Origin of the sequence: Flavobacterium sp. LHD-85 (assembly GCF_030929595.1) — a bacterium.
Taxonomy (GTDB): Bacteria; Bacteroidota; Bacteroidia; order Flavobacteriales; family Flavobacteriaceae; genus Flavobacterium.
Window position 1 is genome coordinate 320,826 of record NZ_JAVFVR010000005.1, and the last position, 14,851, is coordinate 335,676.

Annotated in this window: 18 protein-coding genes and 1 tRNA gene; 4 read left to right on the forward strand and 15 right to left on the reverse strand. The window is 33.7% G+C overall.

Annotation, left to right across the window (positions count from 1 at the left end):
- Positions 1 to 61 precede the first annotated feature (61 nt).
- The 3 genes from RB618_RS11365 to RB618_RS11375 are packed head-to-tail and all read right to left on the reverse strand — an operon-like array spanning position 62 to position 1,694.
- Positions 62 to 904: a FecR family protein gene (locus RB618_RS11365; RefSeq protein WP_308068825.1), complete on the reverse strand. Its 843-nt coding sequence runs from the start codon at positions 902 to 904 to the stop codon at positions 62 to 64.
- A 12-nt stretch (positions 905 to 916) separates the two neighbouring features.
- Positions 917 to 1,126 carry a hypothetical protein gene (locus RB618_RS11370; protein WP_308068826.1) on the reverse strand — a complete coding sequence of 70 codons (210 nt, stop codon included), beginning with the start codon at positions 1,124 to 1,126 and terminating at the stop codon, positions 917 to 919.
- Positions 1,127 to 1,172: 46 nt separating this feature from the next.
- Positions 1,173 to 1,694, reverse strand: coding sequence for a sigma-70 family RNA polymerase sigma factor (locus RB618_RS11375; RefSeq protein ID WP_308068827.1), 522 nt, complete (start codon positions 1,692 to 1,694; stop codon positions 1,173 to 1,175).
- Positions 1,695 to 1,890: 196 nt separating this feature from the next.
- Between RB618_RS11375 and RB618_RS11380 the strand changes: the two genes are divergently transcribed.
- Together RB618_RS11380 and RB618_RS11385 are read left to right on the forward strand one after the other, a co-directional pair.
- Positions 1,891 to 2,556 carry a hypothetical protein gene (locus tag RB618_RS11380; RefSeq protein ID WP_308068828.1) on the forward strand — a complete coding sequence of 222 codons (666 nt, stop codon included), beginning with the start codon at positions 1,891 to 1,893 and terminating at the stop codon, positions 2,554 to 2,556.
- Positions 2,557 to 2,559: 3 nt separating this feature from the next.
- Positions 2,560 to 4,680 carry a cation:proton antiporter gene (locus tag RB618_RS11385; RefSeq protein WP_308068829.1) on the forward strand — a complete coding sequence of 707 codons (2,121 nt, stop codon included), beginning with the start codon at positions 2,560 to 2,562 and terminating at the stop codon, positions 4,678 to 4,680.
- Positions 4,681 to 4,743: 63 nt separating this feature from the next.
- Here RB618_RS11385 and RB618_RS11390 read toward each other — a convergent pair whose 3' ends face one another.
- From RB618_RS11390 to RB618_RS11420, 7 genes are all read right to left on the reverse strand, one after another.
- A complete protein-coding gene (locus tag RB618_RS11390; RefSeq protein ID WP_308068830.1) occupies positions 4,744 to 5,226 on the reverse strand; it encodes a GNAT family N-acetyltransferase in 483 nt (160 codons plus the stop codon).
- A gap of 6 nt (positions 5,227 to 5,232) precedes the next feature.
- Entirely contained in the window at positions 5,233 to 6,651 is a 1,419-nt protein-coding gene (locus RB618_RS11395) for a PLP-dependent aminotransferase family protein (protein WP_308068831.1), read from the reverse strand.
- A gap of 20 nt (positions 6,652 to 6,671) precedes the next feature.
- The gene (locus RB618_RS11400; RefSeq protein ID WP_308068832.1) at positions 6,672 to 7,040 is read right to left on the reverse strand and encodes a hypothetical protein; all 369 of its coding nucleotides are present in this window, start codon (positions 7,038 to 7,040) and stop codon (positions 6,672 to 6,674) included.
- A gap of 193 nt (positions 7,041 to 7,233) precedes the next feature.
- Positions 7,234 to 7,491: a hypothetical protein gene (locus RB618_RS11405; protein ID WP_095929479.1), complete on the reverse strand. Its 258-nt coding sequence runs from the start codon at positions 7,489 to 7,491 to the stop codon at positions 7,234 to 7,236.
- Positions 7,492 to 7,565: 74 nt separating this feature from the next.
- Complete coding sequence (locus tag RB618_RS11410) at positions 7,566 to 7,973, reverse strand: ACT domain-containing protein (protein WP_308068833.1); 408 nt, start codon at positions 7,971 to 7,973, stop codon at positions 7,566 to 7,568.
- A gap of 127 nt (positions 7,974 to 8,100) precedes the next feature.
- Positions 8,101 to 8,358, reverse strand: a complete 258-nt coding sequence (locus RB618_RS11415) for a GIY-YIG nuclease family protein (protein WP_111380104.1) — start codon at positions 8,356 to 8,358, stop codon at positions 8,101 to 8,103.
- 64 nt (positions 8,359 to 8,422) lie between these two features.
- Positions 8,423 to 8,496 (reverse strand) — tRNA-Met (locus tag RB618_RS11420).
- Between the two features lie 150 nt (positions 8,497 to 8,646).
- Here RB618_RS11420 and RB618_RS11425 point away from each other — a divergent pair.
- Positions 8,647 to 9,039: an START-like domain-containing protein gene (locus RB618_RS11425; RefSeq protein ID WP_111285785.1), complete on the forward strand. Its 393-nt coding sequence runs from the start codon at positions 8,647 to 8,649 to the stop codon at positions 9,037 to 9,039.
- A 54-nt stretch (positions 9,040 to 9,093) separates the two neighbouring features.
- A complete protein-coding gene (locus tag RB618_RS11430) occupies positions 9,094 to 9,930 on the forward strand; it encodes an aminotransferase class IV (RefSeq protein WP_308068834.1) in 837 nt (278 codons plus the stop codon).
- On the opposite strand, the gene RB618_RS11435 is transcribed toward RB618_RS11430, so the two are convergent.
- The 5 genes from RB618_RS11435 to RB618_RS11455 all read right to left on the reverse strand — a co-directional run bounded on the left by RB618_RS11435 (position 9,927) and on the right by RB618_RS11455 (position 14,510).
- Positions 9,927 to 10,487 carry a YqgE/AlgH family protein gene (locus RB618_RS11435; protein ID WP_008464759.1) on the reverse strand — a complete coding sequence of 187 codons (561 nt, stop codon included), beginning with the start codon at positions 10,485 to 10,487 and terminating at the stop codon, positions 9,927 to 9,929. The two genes, RB618_RS11430 and RB618_RS11435, sit on opposite strands and share 4 nt — an antisense overlap.
- A gap of 128 nt (positions 10,488 to 10,615) precedes the next feature.
- Entirely contained in the window at positions 10,616 to 10,888 is a 273-nt protein-coding gene (locus RB618_RS11440; protein ID WP_008464760.1) for an HU family DNA-binding protein, read from the reverse strand.
- A 180-nt stretch (positions 10,889 to 11,068) separates the two neighbouring features.
- Complete coding sequence (gene fmt, locus RB618_RS11445; RefSeq protein ID WP_308068835.1) at positions 11,069 to 12,016, reverse strand: methionyl-tRNA formyltransferase; 948 nt, start codon at positions 12,014 to 12,016, stop codon at positions 11,069 to 11,071.
- The gene (locus RB618_RS11450) at positions 12,016 to 13,911 is read right to left on the reverse strand and encodes an ATP-dependent DNA helicase RecQ (RefSeq protein WP_308068836.1); all 1,896 of its coding nucleotides are present in this window, start codon (positions 13,909 to 13,911) and stop codon (positions 12,016 to 12,018) included. The genes fmt and RB618_RS11450 overlap by 1 nt, the downstream gene beginning before the upstream one ends.
- A 65-nt stretch (positions 13,912 to 13,976) precedes the next feature.
- Entirely contained in the window at positions 13,977 to 14,510 is a 534-nt protein-coding gene (locus RB618_RS11455; protein ID WP_308068837.1) for an ATP-binding protein, read from the reverse strand.
- Positions 14,511 to 14,851: the final 341 nt, after the last annotated feature.

Sequence of the window (14,851 nt, forward strand, 5' to 3'; positions counted from 1 at the left end):
TCGTGTTATCCTGAAAATTAGGAGGATGTGTAGTTTCGCGGCTTACATCCTTTCTTGTTTTTTATTGAAAAGTGATCTGTTTTAAATCTTCATTTATTTCAAAATTTAGGTTATACATTTCGGATAGTAATTGTACAATTGTTTTTAAATCTTCTCTTTTATTGATTCGGATAGTGATTTTCTGATCAAGATTTTCTTTCGGAATATTGACTTTATAGCCGTAGTTTTCTTCAATGTATTGGCTGATAACGGATAGTTTTTCGTTGTCAAAATCTACAAATCGGCTAAATTCTGTTACTGAGACAGTTTGGTTTCCGTAGGTAAATTTATCACCCGGTTTCAAAATCCATTTTTGGCTTTGGCCTTTTACATTCATTTGAACGCTTCCTTCAAAAAGTTCAACTGTCACTTGTTCGTTTTCAGATTCTTTAACTGTAAAAGAAGTCCCTAAAACCGTAGTTGTGGTTTCGTCACAAAAAACCTGAAAAGGATGCTGTTTGTCTTTTTTTACATTAAAATAGGCCTCGCCATCAATTTCAATTTTTCTGTTTAAAGCAAAATTAGCTCCGTAAGAAATTTTAGAATTTGGACCCAGTTCTACTTTTGAGCTGTCTGGTAAAACAACATATTTTATTTTTGCTGTAAGGTTTTCAATTACAGTCTCGGCAATAACAGCATTTTCATTTGTAGAGTCATTATTGAAATAAATTCCAGTTCCAATAAGTGCAAAAAGTAAAACCGAAGCCGCAGCATAAATATGCCAAGACCTAAATTTTCTTTTCTTTTCAGAAAATGTTTTGGCATGAAATTGTTCCCAAGAAGCTTCTTTTTCGCTGTTCGAATGAGAAAGGGGAGACTCTTCCCATAACTTTTTAAATTCCTCGTCAAATTTTTCCTGATCCATCTTTTCTAGATATTAAATGATTTGACAATGAAATCCCTGTTTATTAAAAACACCGTAAACCATTTCTTTAATGTCTCGGTTAGTTTCGATTTTAAGGATGTTTTCGCGTCCTTGACGATCAAAATTTATGATACAATCAGAAATGATAAACTGTAAGTGAGCTAGAAGTAAACTTGCCTCTTTCTTTGTTTTAACATTAGTTTTATACGCTTCGATATGCATTTTTAGTTCTTGTTTTTTAGTATAACAAACGAGAACTAAAAAGTTCCTAATGGTTTTCGATTTTTTTTCGAATAAATTTACTGGCGAGATAAATATGATTGGCAATGGTCTTTTCAGAAAGATCCGTTAGTTCTGCAATCTCCTTATAGCTAAGGTTTTCCAGTTTATGTAAAGTGAATATTTTTTGCTGCTGTTCTGGAAGCTGATTAATAAAATTTTGAAGTTTTTCTTGTCTTTCTTCAAAAATTCCTGAATCACTTTCTTCATCGATCATTTCAACTTGAGAAGGGTCAAGCTGGACTATTTTATTTTCTCTGTTAACATGATTGAGAATGATGTTCTTGCAGATAACAAATATCTGTTTGTCAAACAGCACCTCTTCGTTAAGCAATTCTCTTTTATTGTATAGTCTTATGAAAGTTTCCTGAACAAAGTCTTCGGGAGTAAATACAGAAGAATTAAATCGTTTGGCAATATTTATAAGTTTATCGTAATAGTTGAAGTAAACTTCTTTAAAAGCTGCTTCATTACCTTTTTTTAAACTTAAAATAAATTTTTTATTGTCCATAACGAAAAATCTCGTGACTAGCTTCCTAGTTCTAAACTCTTTGGAGTCAATATTATTGTATTTAGAAATTGAGTAATCTTAATCAGGAATGTAATAAGTTACAAAGAACCGTAATTTAATTTAAGATTTGACGCTTTTGTATATTAAATGTTACAATTTGTATACTTCTTTTTTATTAAAAAAAACAAACCAGCAAATGAAAAACAATGCTAGTATTGGCATTTTTCGAGGCATTACAATGATAAACCGATTATTATCCTTAAATTGTTGGTTAGAAAATTCAACTGCTATGACTTTGCAAAAACTTTTAGTTTTAATCTTTATTCCTCTTTTAATTTCCTGTAATAACAAAAAAGAACAAGAACTTACAGAAAGAGAAAACGCGCTTTTGGAACGCGAACAGAAATTTGCCGATAAAGAAGCCGAATATGAATTATTGTTGAAGATGAAAGACAGTCTTCAATTGGCTGTTCAAATAAAAGATACTGTGTCCAAAATTCAGACTTGGCCAGATAGCCTAAAAATTAAATGGAGCAGTAAAATGATATGCAGAGAGTCCAATTGCACCAACTATGTTATTGGGGATCAACGTACAGAAATCTGGGACTTTGCATCAGATTCTACAGGAATGTATGCCAATGTATTAAGCAATAATGAGATTAAAAGAGTTTTTAGAGGACAATATTTGGTTAATAAAATAGTACTCGATTCAGCCAAAGAAAGTTCTGCCAAAAGCAATATTAAAATTAATGTCGTATTGGATGACATCAAAAAGAATGTCATTAAAGGAACTCAGACCATAACTGGACAAGACAATTGTACCGCAAAATTCTCAGTCGAACTTACGCCATCTAAAAAATAATTTATGTTTTTGAGTATACACCATATAACTCTCCCAATAGAAGACCCGCTTTTAAAATTTCTTATCGAGATTGTCATAATCTTGTGCATTCCTCTTTTATTGAATAAAATTAAAGTGCCGCATTTGCTAGGGCTTATTATTGCTGGAGCTGTTGTTGGCCCTAACGGATTCGGATTGCTTTCAAGGGATAGTAGCGTTGTGGTTACTGGTACAACAGGATTGCTGTATATTATGTTTCTAGCTGGATTGGAAATTGATATGGCCGATTTCAAAAAGAATAAATGGAAGAGCATTACCTTTTCTCTCTACACCTTTGCCGTTCCTTTTGTTTTGGGGCTTGTTGGCGGTTATTATATTTTAGGCTTTTCATTTCTGACTTCTGTACTTTTTGCCAGTTTGTTTTCATCGCATACTTTAATTGTGTATCCAATGGTCAGCAGTCTGGGAATAGCTAAAAATCTTGCTGTAAATATAACCGTAGGTGGAACCATGATTACAGATGTTCTTTCTCTTCTTGTTTTGGCTGTTGTAGTCGGAATGTCGCAAGGAGAAGTAGGTACAGCGTTTTGGCTGAAGCTTTCCATTTCGATGGTTCTTTTTACTTTGATTGTTTTATTAGTATTTCCAATAATTGCCCGCTGGTTTTTTAAGAATGTAGAAGATAAAATTTCGCAATATCTTTTTGTTATTGTAATGATTTACCTTGCGGCACTGTTGGCAGAACTCGCTGGGATTGAATCTATTATTGGAGCATTTTTTGCCGGACTGGCATTAAACCGATTGATTCCTCATACCTCATCTTTAATGAATAGGGTAGAGTTTGTAGGGAATGCCATTTTTATTCCTTTCTTCTTGATAAGTGTGGGAATGCTTATTGATTTTAGTGCTTTTATACAAAGTTGGGAAACCTTATGGGTAGCCGCAATTATGCTCATTGCTTCAATTGGAGGAAAATATTTTGCAGCAATCTTAACCCAGAAAACATTTAAACTTACAAATGATGAAGGCAAACTGATTTTTGGAATGAGTTCGGCTTCCGCTGCGGCAACGTTGGCTTCTGTTATGGTTGGATACAATATTATTATTGGAGAAAATGATGCAGGCGAACCGATAAGGCTTTTAAACGATCATGTTTTAAATGGCAGCATACTTCTGATTTTGATCTCTTGTACTGTTTCTTCTTTCGTTTCTATGGCAACTGCCCAGCGTATAGCAGACGCAGATAAAGACAATAAAGTATCGGGCAATAGCGAAGAAAAAGAAAATATACTTTTGGCGCTTAACCATGAAGATACCGTAGAGAAAATGGTAAATCTGGGACTTATGGTGAAAACATCGACCAACACAGATCGTATTTTTGCTGTAAATGTTATTAATGAAGAAGAAAATGAATCGTCGGTAAAAAATGCAGAAAAAATTCTAGAATCGGCAGTTAAAGCAGCTTCGGCGGCCGATGTTATGCTAAATCCGATTACGCGCCATGATAATGACACCGCCAGCGGAATTAGTAATGTCATTAAAGAAAAAGAAATTACCGATCTTATTGTAGGATTACAAGGCGGAAAAGGTTTTTCGGCTTCTTTTGTGTACAATTTGTACAACGGCTACCTTCGAAATAAAAATATAAATCTCATGGTTTATCATGCCGTTCAGCCGGTATCGACAATTAAAAAATATGCTGTTCTGATACCTGAAAATGCAGAAATGGATGCCGGATTTTTTCATTCGATGTTAAGAATCTGGAATATCGGACGCAATTCTGGCGCAAAAATGAGTTTCTACGGAAAAGACAAAACCATGCTCATTTTGAAAAGAATTGTAAAGAAAGCATCAATTGAAGCTACATTTGAAACGATTGCTTCTTGGCAAGAAGCTCAAGAAATTGCTTTTGATCTAGGGCAAGACGTTGGATTGATAATCATGATGGCCGATAAAGGAATGCATTCTTATGTGCCACGAATGCATGATGTGCCAGATCTGCTTAACAATAGAGTGAGCAATAAAAATTACATACTCATTTATCCTTTTACCAAAACAGAAGTAAACACCACAGAGAAAAGAGCCGTAAGCAGTCACGACGATTTTGTGGAGATTGGTAAAGTTATTCGAAATATTTTTAAATAATAATAAAAAACAAAAACCCCTTAAACAGATATCTGTTTAAGGGGTTTTTGTTTTTTGGGATATTTAAGAATTCAGCGTAAGCATCATTTGAATATCTACTCTATCGTAAGACGACGAAATGCCTGTTATTGCTTTAAAACCTAATTTTTCATACAGTGTAATAGCAGGTTTCAGTTTGGTATTGCTTTCTAGATAAATTTTAGAAGCGCCTTTATCTGCTGCCCATTTAATTGCCGATTCGGCCAATAATAATCCAACGCCTTTTCCTTGCGCTTTCGGACTAACAGCCATTTTGGCCAATTCATAATCATATTCTTTTTCGTCACTTTTTATTAAAGCGCAAACGCCTAAAACTTCATCATTTAAAACCGCAGAGAAAATTTCTCCACCTTTATTTATAATATAATCTTCGGCATGATCTAGCGCTTTTACATCATTAGGTTCAACTACAAAATAATTTGAAATCCATTCGATATTTAAATCCTTAAAACTTTTTTGATACTTTGGGCTATAAGTTACTATTTCGACTTGTTCTTTATTTTTCATAATGCATTAAATACTATTTTTTATTATTCTGCCCAGTTTTTCCAAATCAGATTCTACGCGCTCATTCCATTCTAGTGCATAATTCAGTCGCATGCAATTATTATATTGATTGTACTGTGAAAAAATTCTTCCGGGCGCAAAATTAATTTTCTGATTTAAGGCAGTATTGAATAATTCTGTTGTTGATATTCTTTGATCTAATTCCAGCCACAACATAAAACCACCTTTTGGTTGTGCAATTTTGGTGTTATCTGGAAAATAAGCTTCTACAACACGATTCATCTGAAGATAATTGGCATAAAGCTTATTTCTAAAGGTTCTTAGATGATGATCATAGCGCCCGTGCTCTAAGAAATCTGTAATAACATCCGAATACAACGAAGAATTACAAACTGTCTGAACCAATTTCTGACGAATAATTTTGTCTTTAAATTTTCCAGGAGCTATCCATCCAACCCGATATCCAGGAGCAAGTGTTTTTGAAACTGAGCCAAGCCATAAAACCAAACCGGCTTCATCATAAAATTTGCAAGGTTTCGGACGTTCTGAGCCGAAGTAAACATTGCCGTAAATATCATCTTCAATCAGCGGAACATTATATTGAGTTATCAATCTAACTAGTTCTTGTTTGTTTTCATCAGGCATTTGAAATCCCATCGGATTATTGAAATTGGTGATAAAACAGCATGCTTTAATTTCGGGAAGCGCTTTTTTTAAAGCTTCAAGATCTAACCCAAACAAAGGATGCGTCGGAATTTCAACTGCTTTTAAACCTAATTCTTTTATAGCCTGAAGTATTCCAAAATAAGCGGGACTTTCGACCGCAACACTATCACCAGGAGATGTCACCGCCATAAGAGCGTTGTAAATCGCATGCATCGCGCCAGAAGTAATGACAATGTCATCTTCAGTAATTTTTCCTTCCATAACTAGCGCCCATTTTGCAATGGCGCGACGTAAACTTTCTGATCCTTGAACTGGTTCGTAAGCAGTGCCTGCATCGTCTCTGTTGCGAACGGCATTGATAATTCCTTTATTTAGTTTTGCAACGGGCAGGAAATTCTTTCCAGGTATCCCAAGTGCAAATTGTGTTACATCGACTTGGGTGATGGTGCCAAAAACTTTATCGATAAGTTCTTCGGGAGTATTTTCCGTTTCCCGATTGTCTATACTTGCAATTGTAGGAAGTGCTGTTGTACGCTGTGAACTTTTGCTTACATAATAGCCCGTTTTCGGACGAGATTCTATAAGCGAGCGACTTTCCAATTCTAAATAAGCTTGTTTAATAGTGTTCAAACTAACATTATACAATTTTTGTGCGCTCCGTACAGAAGGCAATTTGTCGCCAAGTGCTAAGGTTTCATTGTGAATTTGATCCTCAATGATTTTGGCAATTTTTAAATATAATGTTTCGCGATTTTTCATTTTTGCTTTTTCTTAAGCGTTTAAAAGGACAGGCAGTGAATAAACTGGTCGGTGCTTTGTCTGAGTTGTGCCGCATTATTGAAATTGGCGCTTTTTTTCTTCTTCAGAAAATTTTGAATGTAATCATTAAATACTGCTTTATCTTCGTCTGTTAAGCTTCCATTATCATAAATTCTGAATTCAATTTGATTGTTTTGATTTAGAATCAAACTGGCAAACGAATTTATTTTATTGTCTTTTTCGCAGAGAAGAAAAGGTATTCCAAAAAGCATTTTGTCTTCGGCTTTCTCACGCATATTTTGGGTGAAGATGTTTTGCAAAATATCCATATCAAAAATATAAACTTCTCTAAATGTTATTTTTTTCTGTGTTGCCGCTTTAGATTCCATATCTTTTTTTAGCAAAATTATTGCTCTTAAAGATTTGGGTACAGATACAGAAAATACTTTTTTTACGGGTACAGATAAAATTACTGTTTTTTGAGAAGAGGAAGAAATAATTACAAACAAAAAAGTCCTTGAATATTTTTATTCAAGGACTTTTGATATTTTTTAAAATTAATGAGGAAAGACTAGAAAATACTTATTGCTTTTCCTGTTCCAAATCTGCAGCAGAAATCTGATCTAAGATGTTGGTTTGATTTGGCGAAATGTAGTTTTTGTTTTCGCTAATTTGTTCTTTCTTAAAAAGAAGATCAAGCGCATTGTAAAGTTTTAATAAAACATCTTTGTCTTCTTTGGCAATATCTAAAGCAGTATTGAAATTAAAAACATAATTATTCGAATTGCGTACTTCGACTTTGATTGTTTTAGATGTGATCTTAAATTTTACTATGTCCATATATTACAAAATTACCTTTGCAAAATAACTATTTTAATGGGAGTTATTGTAGATATTTTTTGATTTTTTAATTGCTAAGAATTTTTATTTTCTTGTTTTAATTTTAGTAGGACATCCATTGCCTTTAGAGCATCATTTTCGTCAACAAAGATATGGTCGTGCAAATAAGCGGCAACCACATTGCAGCTAATATTGGCATTTCCTAATGCTTGAGAAAATGCAGCAGTCAAACCTACAGCGGCTAAAGAAGAATGAACTTCCAGGGTAATCCAAGAAGCAATATAAGAGAAATGAAGATTAAGTTCTTCCGCAAAGCGCTTTTCTAATACTACAGTAATCCCTTCTTTTTCTTTAAATAGAAACAAAATTTTTGAAAAAGGAATCTGATCTAGTGAATCTACTTTTGTAAAAACATATTTTCCGTCATTAAGAACTGGATTAAGATTTTCTAAAATAGTATTCAAATTTATTTCGCCTTCCATAAAAATCAGGTTTGTTTTTTGTTTAAAAATAATAAAAAACCCTTAAACATTTCTGTTTAAGGGTTTTACCTTTTAGTAGCGAGGACGGGAGTTGAACCCGTGTCCGCGTTGGCGGATAAGAATCCTGCTATGTGTGTTGTTGAATCAGTTTTTTTATGAACTCTCGGCCAATTCCTGTTTTTAAAAATTTTTCCCTTTTCATAGCATCACTCTTTGAATTGAAAAACTCGACATAAATTACTTCCCAAGGTCTAAATTTGATAGTGAACCCCTTTTTTGCCATAATATTATGAGACTTAAATCTTTCTATCAAGTTGGAAGTGAATCCAGTATAGTTCTTGTTGAATTTTTTAGAATAAAGTATATAAACCACAAATTCTTCCATAACTTTTAAAATGATAATGGTAAAAAAAAAAACACCACTTTGAAAAAAGTGGTGTTTTTACCTGTAGCGAGGACGGGAGTTGAACCCGTGACCTCAGGGTTATGAATCCTGCGCTCTAACCAACTGAGCTACCTCGCCTGGACTGCTATCATGAATTCCTGATTGCGGGTGCAAAGATAGAAATAATATTAAAGCACGCAAGCATAAAATGAAGAAAAAAAAATATTTTTAAAAATGCATTGTTTTTGGACATATATTCTTATATTTCGAAAAAAATTAAAGTAGCACATGGATTCAAAAATACGTTACGAAATCGAGTTTCCGATCAATTCTTCGCCACAATTATTGTATCAATATATATCAACGCCGTCAGGTTTACAAGAATGGTTTGCTGACAATGTGAATTCGAGAGGTGAATTTTTTACTTTCATCTGGAATGATTCGCAGGAAAAAGCGCGCTTGGCTTCAAAAAAATCTGGCGAAAAAGTAAAATTTAAATGGGTTGATGAAAGCAGTAAGGATACTGAGTACTTTTTCGAACTTCATATTTTAGTTGATGAATTAACTAAAGACGTATCCTTAATGGTAGTCGATTTTGCTGATAAAGAAGAATTAGGCGAAGCTAAACAATTGTGGGAGAACCAGATCTCAGATCTAAAACATCTTATAGGATCTGTTTAGTAAAAGTCTATTTTATACCTTATATTTGCCCTGAACAAAATTCAGGGTTTTTTTATGATTAATTTTAACGGAAACATAGGGCAGGAAGACAATATATTAACTCTTAACCGCGCTTTTTTGTATGGTGACGGAATATTCGAAACAGTAAAAATTGTCAACGGAAAAATCTTGTTTCTTGAGGATCATTATTTTAGGCTAATGGCTTCAATGCGCGTGGTTAGAATGATGATTCCTATGGATTTTACAATGGAATATTTTGAAGAGCAGATTCTTAATCTTGTAAATAAACAAGGAATCGCTGCTTCAGCGCGTGCAAGAATTACTGTTTTCAGGAATGATGGAGGTTTGTATCTTCCTAAAAGCAATGATATTTCATATTTAATCAACGCCATTTCTCTTGGAAATAAAGCTTATAGTATAAATACAAGCGAATACGAAGTCGATTTGTATAAAGACTTCTATGTAACAAAACAATTATTATCGTCTCTTAAAACAACTAATAAGATGATTAATATAACAGGAAGTATTTATGCAAATGAAAATGACCTAGCCAATTGCATTTTACTGAATGATAGTAAAAATGTTGTAGAGGCACTTCAAGGAAATATTTTTATGGTAATGGGTAATAAGCTTATAACACCTCCAGTTTCAGAAGGTGCGTTAAACGGAATTATGCGTAAACAAATTTTAGCGCTGGCTAAAAAAGTAGAAGATATAGAAGTATTGGAGGAAATAATTTCGCCGTTTGACCTTCAAAAAGCAGACGAATTATTTCTTACCAATGTAATCACAGGGATACAGCCGATAACTAAATATCGAAAAAAGGAGTTTACAACAAATTTGGCTCATTTATTAGTGCAACGATTGAACGAATCCATCTCTGAAAATTAATTCAGATATGGATTTTCTGGTGCGTTAGACCAAATAAGATAATCGCCGCCAAGTTCAATAATCTGCTCTTTCCAAAAATGGGTAGTAGATTTTCCGATAATTTTATTTTTATAATTATTATCAGCAATGATCCATGAGTTTCCTTGCATCTCATTCTCTAGCTGATTTTCTTCCCAACCGGTATAGCCCAAGAAAAAACGTATATTGTTTTTACTAATCGATCCGTTGTTTATTAGGTCCTTAGTGGACTCGAAATCGCCTCCCCAATAAATCCCATTAGAAATTTCCACACTGTTTGGAATTAACTCAGGAATATTGTGAATAAAATAAAGGTTGTCTTGTTCTACAGGGCCGCCGTTATATATCTTAAAGTTAGCATCAATCTCAGGGATCAAGTCATTAATAGTATATTTTAATGGCTTGTTAATTATAAAACCTATTGATCCTTCCTTGTTATGGTCTGCTAATAAAATTACCGATCTGTTAAAAGATAAATCTCCAATTATTGAAGGCTCGGCAATAAGCAGGTGTCCTTTTTTTAATTTTTCTGAAATCATACGGTTACAATTTTTATTAAATTTAGTCATAAAAAAATTAAAATCCCAAATAAAATCGTTAAACCGCATAAAAAAACCTTCCAGATGGAAGGTTTTAATTATATTATAAGTTTAGAGAACTTTCTTACTTAGTTCACTGCACCTTCTAATTCAGCTCCAGCTTTGAATTTTACAACGTTTTTAGCTGCAATTTTAATAGTTTTTCCTGTTTGAGGGTTTCTACCGTCTCTAGCAGCTCTTGAAGATACTGACCATGATCCGAAACCTACTAATGAAACTCTTCCTCCTTTTTTCAAAGTAGTTCCTACATTACCTAAAAAAGACTCTAAAGCTAATTTCGCCGCAGCTTTTGTGATTCCTGCATCAGCAGCGATAGCATCGATTAATTCTGATTTGTTCATAATAATTAGTTATTAATTGTTGGTTAAAAAAAATTGTTAATACACAAATTTAGTAGGAAATCCGTTGCGTGCAAGTGTTTTCTTTATTTTTAGCAAAAATTGTTAATAACTTGCTTTTTTTGTTCATAAAGAGTGTTGTTCATCGATAAAAAACAGGTACAAACCCCTGTTTTACTGACCTTAATACACTTTTGCAACTTCTGAAAAACTTACTCCATTTAATAATTCTGAAGCAAGCATTCTCTTTTTTCCTGGAAATTGTAGACTTAATAACTGAATAAAGCCATCTTTTATTGCAATCTTGATTTCTTTTTTACTGCTAATTAGCTTCCCAACCTCGTAAGAATGTGATTCTGAGATTAGTTTGGCTTCATAAATTTTGATGTTCAATTCTTCATTTTGGTCTTTCAAGAAGCACCAAGAAGCAGGATAAGGACTTAAACCGCGAATCAGGTTATTGATTTCAGCTCCAGATTTTGTCCAATCAATTTTACAGTTCTCTTTGTTTAGTTTGTACGCCGTTTTAATATCGTCGTTATCTTCTTGAATTGTTGTAGTAACATTTCCGTTTTCAATAACCTTTAAAGTGTCAATTACAGTAGTACTTCCTAAATTCATCAAGCGATCGTGCAGCTGTCCCGCTGTTTCTTCTGGTTCAATATTGATTTCAGAATTTAAAATCATGGCGCCAGTATCGATTTTATCATCAATAAAGAAAGTGGTAACTCCGGTTTTGGTTTCGCCATTAATAATGGCCCAGTTAATAGGAGCAGCCCCGCGGTAATTTGGCAATAAAGAAGCATGAAGATTGAAAGTTCCTAAACTTGGCATTTCCCAAACCACTTTTGGCAACATTCTAAAAGCAACTACAATTTGTAAATTGGCATTTAGCGCTTTTAATTCGGCTAAGAAACTTTCGTCTTTTAAATTGGTTGGCTGTAATAAAGTAAGATTGTTAGCAAGAGCATATTCTTTTACAGCCGAATATTTTATTTTTTGTCCGCGTCCTGCAGGTTTGTCTGCTGCAGTAATTACGCCAACAACTTCGTAGTTATTTTTGATAATGGTATCCAAAATGCCAACGGCAAATTCTGGTGTTCCCATAAATATAATTCTCAATTTCTCCATTATGATTTTAAAGTGTATTTATTATTCGCTTGTATAATGATATGATTGTTTTCGAGCAATTCCTGAAGAACCGATAAAATATCTTTTGTATCCATTTTTATCTGATTCTCTATTTCTCTTGAAGTCAGTGAAGCTGTTCTAAGCAAAGACAAAATCTTATCTGCAATCGAATCGGCTTCGGTAATTTTTCCTTTTAGTGTAATGCAGTACGAACAGATGCCACAGTTTTCTTTTGTTTCTTCTCCAAAATAATCCAAAACCAATCTATTTTTGCAGGTTTTGGTGTCTTTTATATAATGAAGAACCGATAGAAGCTGTTCTTTTTTAACTTCGTTTTGTTTTTCTAAATATTTTGAAACCCTATTTATAGTGTGATCGTCTTCGCGAACTTCATTAAACAAAATAGTAGCGTCATTATTTTTAGATTTATATTCTATAATTTCTTTTTCTTTCAGCTTTTCTAAAACAGCAATAACCTGTTCTTCAGATCGGTTTGATTTCTTAGCAATCAACCCTAGATTCAGATTTGATTTTACTTCGTAAACTCCAGGATAAGTTCTTAAAATTGCCAAGATGATTTCTTCGTCATTTGGATTTAAACTCACGTATCGAATCACTTCTTTGGATTCAATAAGAAACTGAATGCTTATCTTCTCTGAGAATTCCTGAGACATCGTAATAATTCCCTGCTGATTTAAAAACTGTAAGGCATTGTAAGTTTTTAAAGTCGGGAATTCATATTTATTGCAGAAATGATTCAGTTTGAAAGAGAAAGATTCATCTAAACCTTCTCCATAAGCAATCTGAAAATAATTGCAGAGTTTGTTGTACATGGTTTTTAGGAACTTCTTGTCTGGAAGAATACTCAAAAACTGCTGTTCGGTGTGAATGGAATCTGAATTGTTATACAAAAGAACCGAAAACGCTTTTGCGCCATTTCGTCCCGCTCGCCCAGATTCTTGATAATAGTTTTCTAAGTTTTCTGGGAGTTGTGTATGAATAACGGTTTTTACATTGTCTTTGTCAATTCCCATTCCGAAAGCATTTGTAGCTACAATAACTTGCGCCTGCTTAGACATCCACAATTGCATGTTTTTGTCTTTTTCTTTAGACGAAAGTCCGCCGTGATAATACGTTGAAGTAAAACCTAACGATTGCAATTGCGAAGACATATTCAGGCACGCTTTGCGATTTCGGACATATATAATAGAAGGCTGCGGATTCTTTTTAAGAATTTGTTCAGTTCGATATAATTTATCTTCAACTTCAAAAACCATGTAAGCGATATTTTTTCGTTCAAATGATTGTTGAAAATGTCTTGGATTTTTTAATTCTAATTGCGTCCTGATATCTTCAATAACTCTAGGAGTTGCCGTAGCAGTTAAAGCCAAAAACGGAATTTTTGGAAAGAACTTTTTCAGTTCTGAAATTTTAAGATAGGCAGGTCTAAAATCATGACCCCATTGCGAAACACAATGTGCCTCGTCAACAGCAATTAAATTGATGGGTAAATTTTTAATACGCTCCAGAATCCAATCCGATTGTAAACGTTCTGGAGATAAATAAAGGAATTTGTAATTTCCGTACTGGCAATTGTCAAGAAGATCAATCAGTTCTTCGGTGTGAATTCCCCCCGTAAGAGCAATTGCTTTAATATCTCTTTTTTGCAGATTGGCTACTTGATCTTTCATTAAAGCAATCAAAGGAGAGATAACAAGACAGATTCCTTCCTGCATCATGGCGGGAACCTGAAAACATATCGATTTTCCGCCTCCCGTCGGAAGTACCGCAAAAGTATCCTGTCCATCAAGAACCGAATCGATAATTTCTTTTTGCAACGGTCTAAAACTGTCGTGTTTCCAGTATTTTAGAAGAATTTCCTGCGCTCCGAGCATTGCCTTGGTTTTAAAGTTAAAAATTTAGAAAACAGTTTCTAGTTTTGCAACTTTAAACCATACCGCTAAATTTTGTCTAAGATATAAAGAATTCTGTTTTCAACTGTATCTTTAGGAACTTCAATCAGTTCGTAACCATATTTTTTGTAAGTTTCAACAAGGTGCTCTTGGATTTTTACTGCCTGATCAAAATTTTCATAACGCTCAGAATCACTTTGGTAAATCTCTTCCCAAGGCGGTAAAATAAAAGTTTTAGAATATTTATAATCCTCGCATGCTTTAACGAAATTCTCTGGATATTCATCACCAATATAATCCATATAAGCTACCACATCTGGAATTCCTCTGTCAATAAAAACCACATTATCAGGTTCTTCAAGAGCATTTTTATATTGTTCAATACGACCTTCCAATAACATTTCGCTAAACAAAAGCGGCTGTTCCAGAAACAACTGTTCAATGCCTTCTTGTTGCGCTTTCATGGTAACCTGTCTAGAGATTTCAGGATAGCAGCAAAAGCCACGAGCTACCAATTCGTTAATAAGTGTTGATTTTCCAGTACCAGGTCCGCCAAGCAAGACTATAATTTCTTTTTGCACTATTCTAAAAATAAAGCGCAAATTTACCTAAACTTATTTATAATTAAAAAGAATATTTATCAGAAACGAAAGATTTGGCATTTTTAGTTGGCATGGTTTCCTGCTGTTCGCTGCAATCTTTTGCTTTTTAAAGAAAAAAGCAAAAGGATTTCCACTTCCATCAGGGTTAAAAAGGAGAGATGGTTTTGTTTTTGGGATTATTTGAAAAAAATATAAGCTTTCACAGAAAGAAAGTCCCAGAGGGACGAAATGTTTATAGAAAAATTATGCGTTATTAATATAAAGCTCCAGCGGAGCGACACATTTAGAGTGATTTATATGTCGCTCCGCTGGAGCTTTTT

Coding starts and splice junctions, on each gene's coding strand:
- RB618_RS11440 (WP_008464760.1), bottom strand. CDS start 10,888: ATGAACAAATCAGAATTAATCGATGCTATCGCTGCTGATGCAGGAATC.
- RB618_RS11405 (WP_095929479.1), bottom strand. CDS start 7,491: ATGGACATAGTAAAATTTAAGATCACATCTAAAACAATCAAAGTCGAA.
- RB618_RS11365 (WP_308068825.1), bottom strand. CDS start 904: ATGGATCAGGAAAAATTTGACGAGGAATTTAAAAAGTTATGGGAAGAG.
- RB618_RS11415 (WP_111380104.1), bottom strand. CDS start 8,358: ATGGAAGAATTTGTGGTTTATATACTTTATTCTAAAAAATTCAACAAG.
- RB618_RS11375 (WP_308068827.1), bottom strand. CDS start 1,694: ATGGACAATAAAAAATTTATTTTAAGTTTAAAAAAAGGTAATGAAGCA.
- RB618_RS11430 (WP_308068834.1), top strand. CDS start 9,094: ATGATTAATTTTAACGGAAACATAGGGCAGGAAGACAATATATTAACT.
- RB618_RS11395 (WP_308068831.1), bottom strand. CDS start 6,651: ATGAAAAATCGCGAAACATTATATTTAAAAATTGCCAAAATCATTGAG.
- fmt (WP_308068835.1), bottom strand. CDS start 12,016: ATGGAGAAATTGAGAATTATATTTATGGGAACACCAGAATTTGCCGTT.
- RB618_RS11410 (WP_308068833.1), bottom strand. CDS start 7,973: ATGGAAGGCGAAATAAATTTGAATACTATTTTAGAAAATCTTAATCCA.
- RB618_RS11385 (WP_308068829.1), top strand. CDS start 2,560: ATGTTTTTGAGTATACACCATATAACTCTCCCAATAGAAGACCCGCTT.
- RB618_RS11425 (WP_111285785.1), top strand. CDS start 8,647: ATGGATTCAAAAATACGTTACGAAATCGAGTTTCCGATCAATTCTTCG.
- RB618_RS11450 (WP_308068836.1), bottom strand. CDS start 13,911: ATGCTCGGAGCGCAGGAAATTCTTCTAAAATACTGGAAACACGACAGT.
- RB618_RS11435 (WP_008464759.1), bottom strand. CDS start 10,487: ATGATTTCAGAAAAATTAAAAAAAGGACACCTGCTTATTGCCGAGCCT.
- RB618_RS11400 (WP_308068832.1), bottom strand. CDS start 7,040: ATGGAATCTAAAGCGGCAACACAGAAAAAAATAACATTTAGAGAAGTT.
- RB618_RS11370 (WP_308068826.1), bottom strand. CDS start 1,126: ATGCATATCGAAGCGTATAAAACTAATGTTAAAACAAAGAAAGAGGCA.
- RB618_RS11380 (WP_308068828.1), top strand. CDS start 1,891: ATGAAAAACAATGCTAGTATTGGCATTTTTCGAGGCATTACAATGATA.
- RB618_RS11390 (WP_308068830.1), bottom strand. CDS start 5,226: ATGAAAAATAAAGAACAAGTCGAAATAGTAACTTATAGCCCAAAGTAT.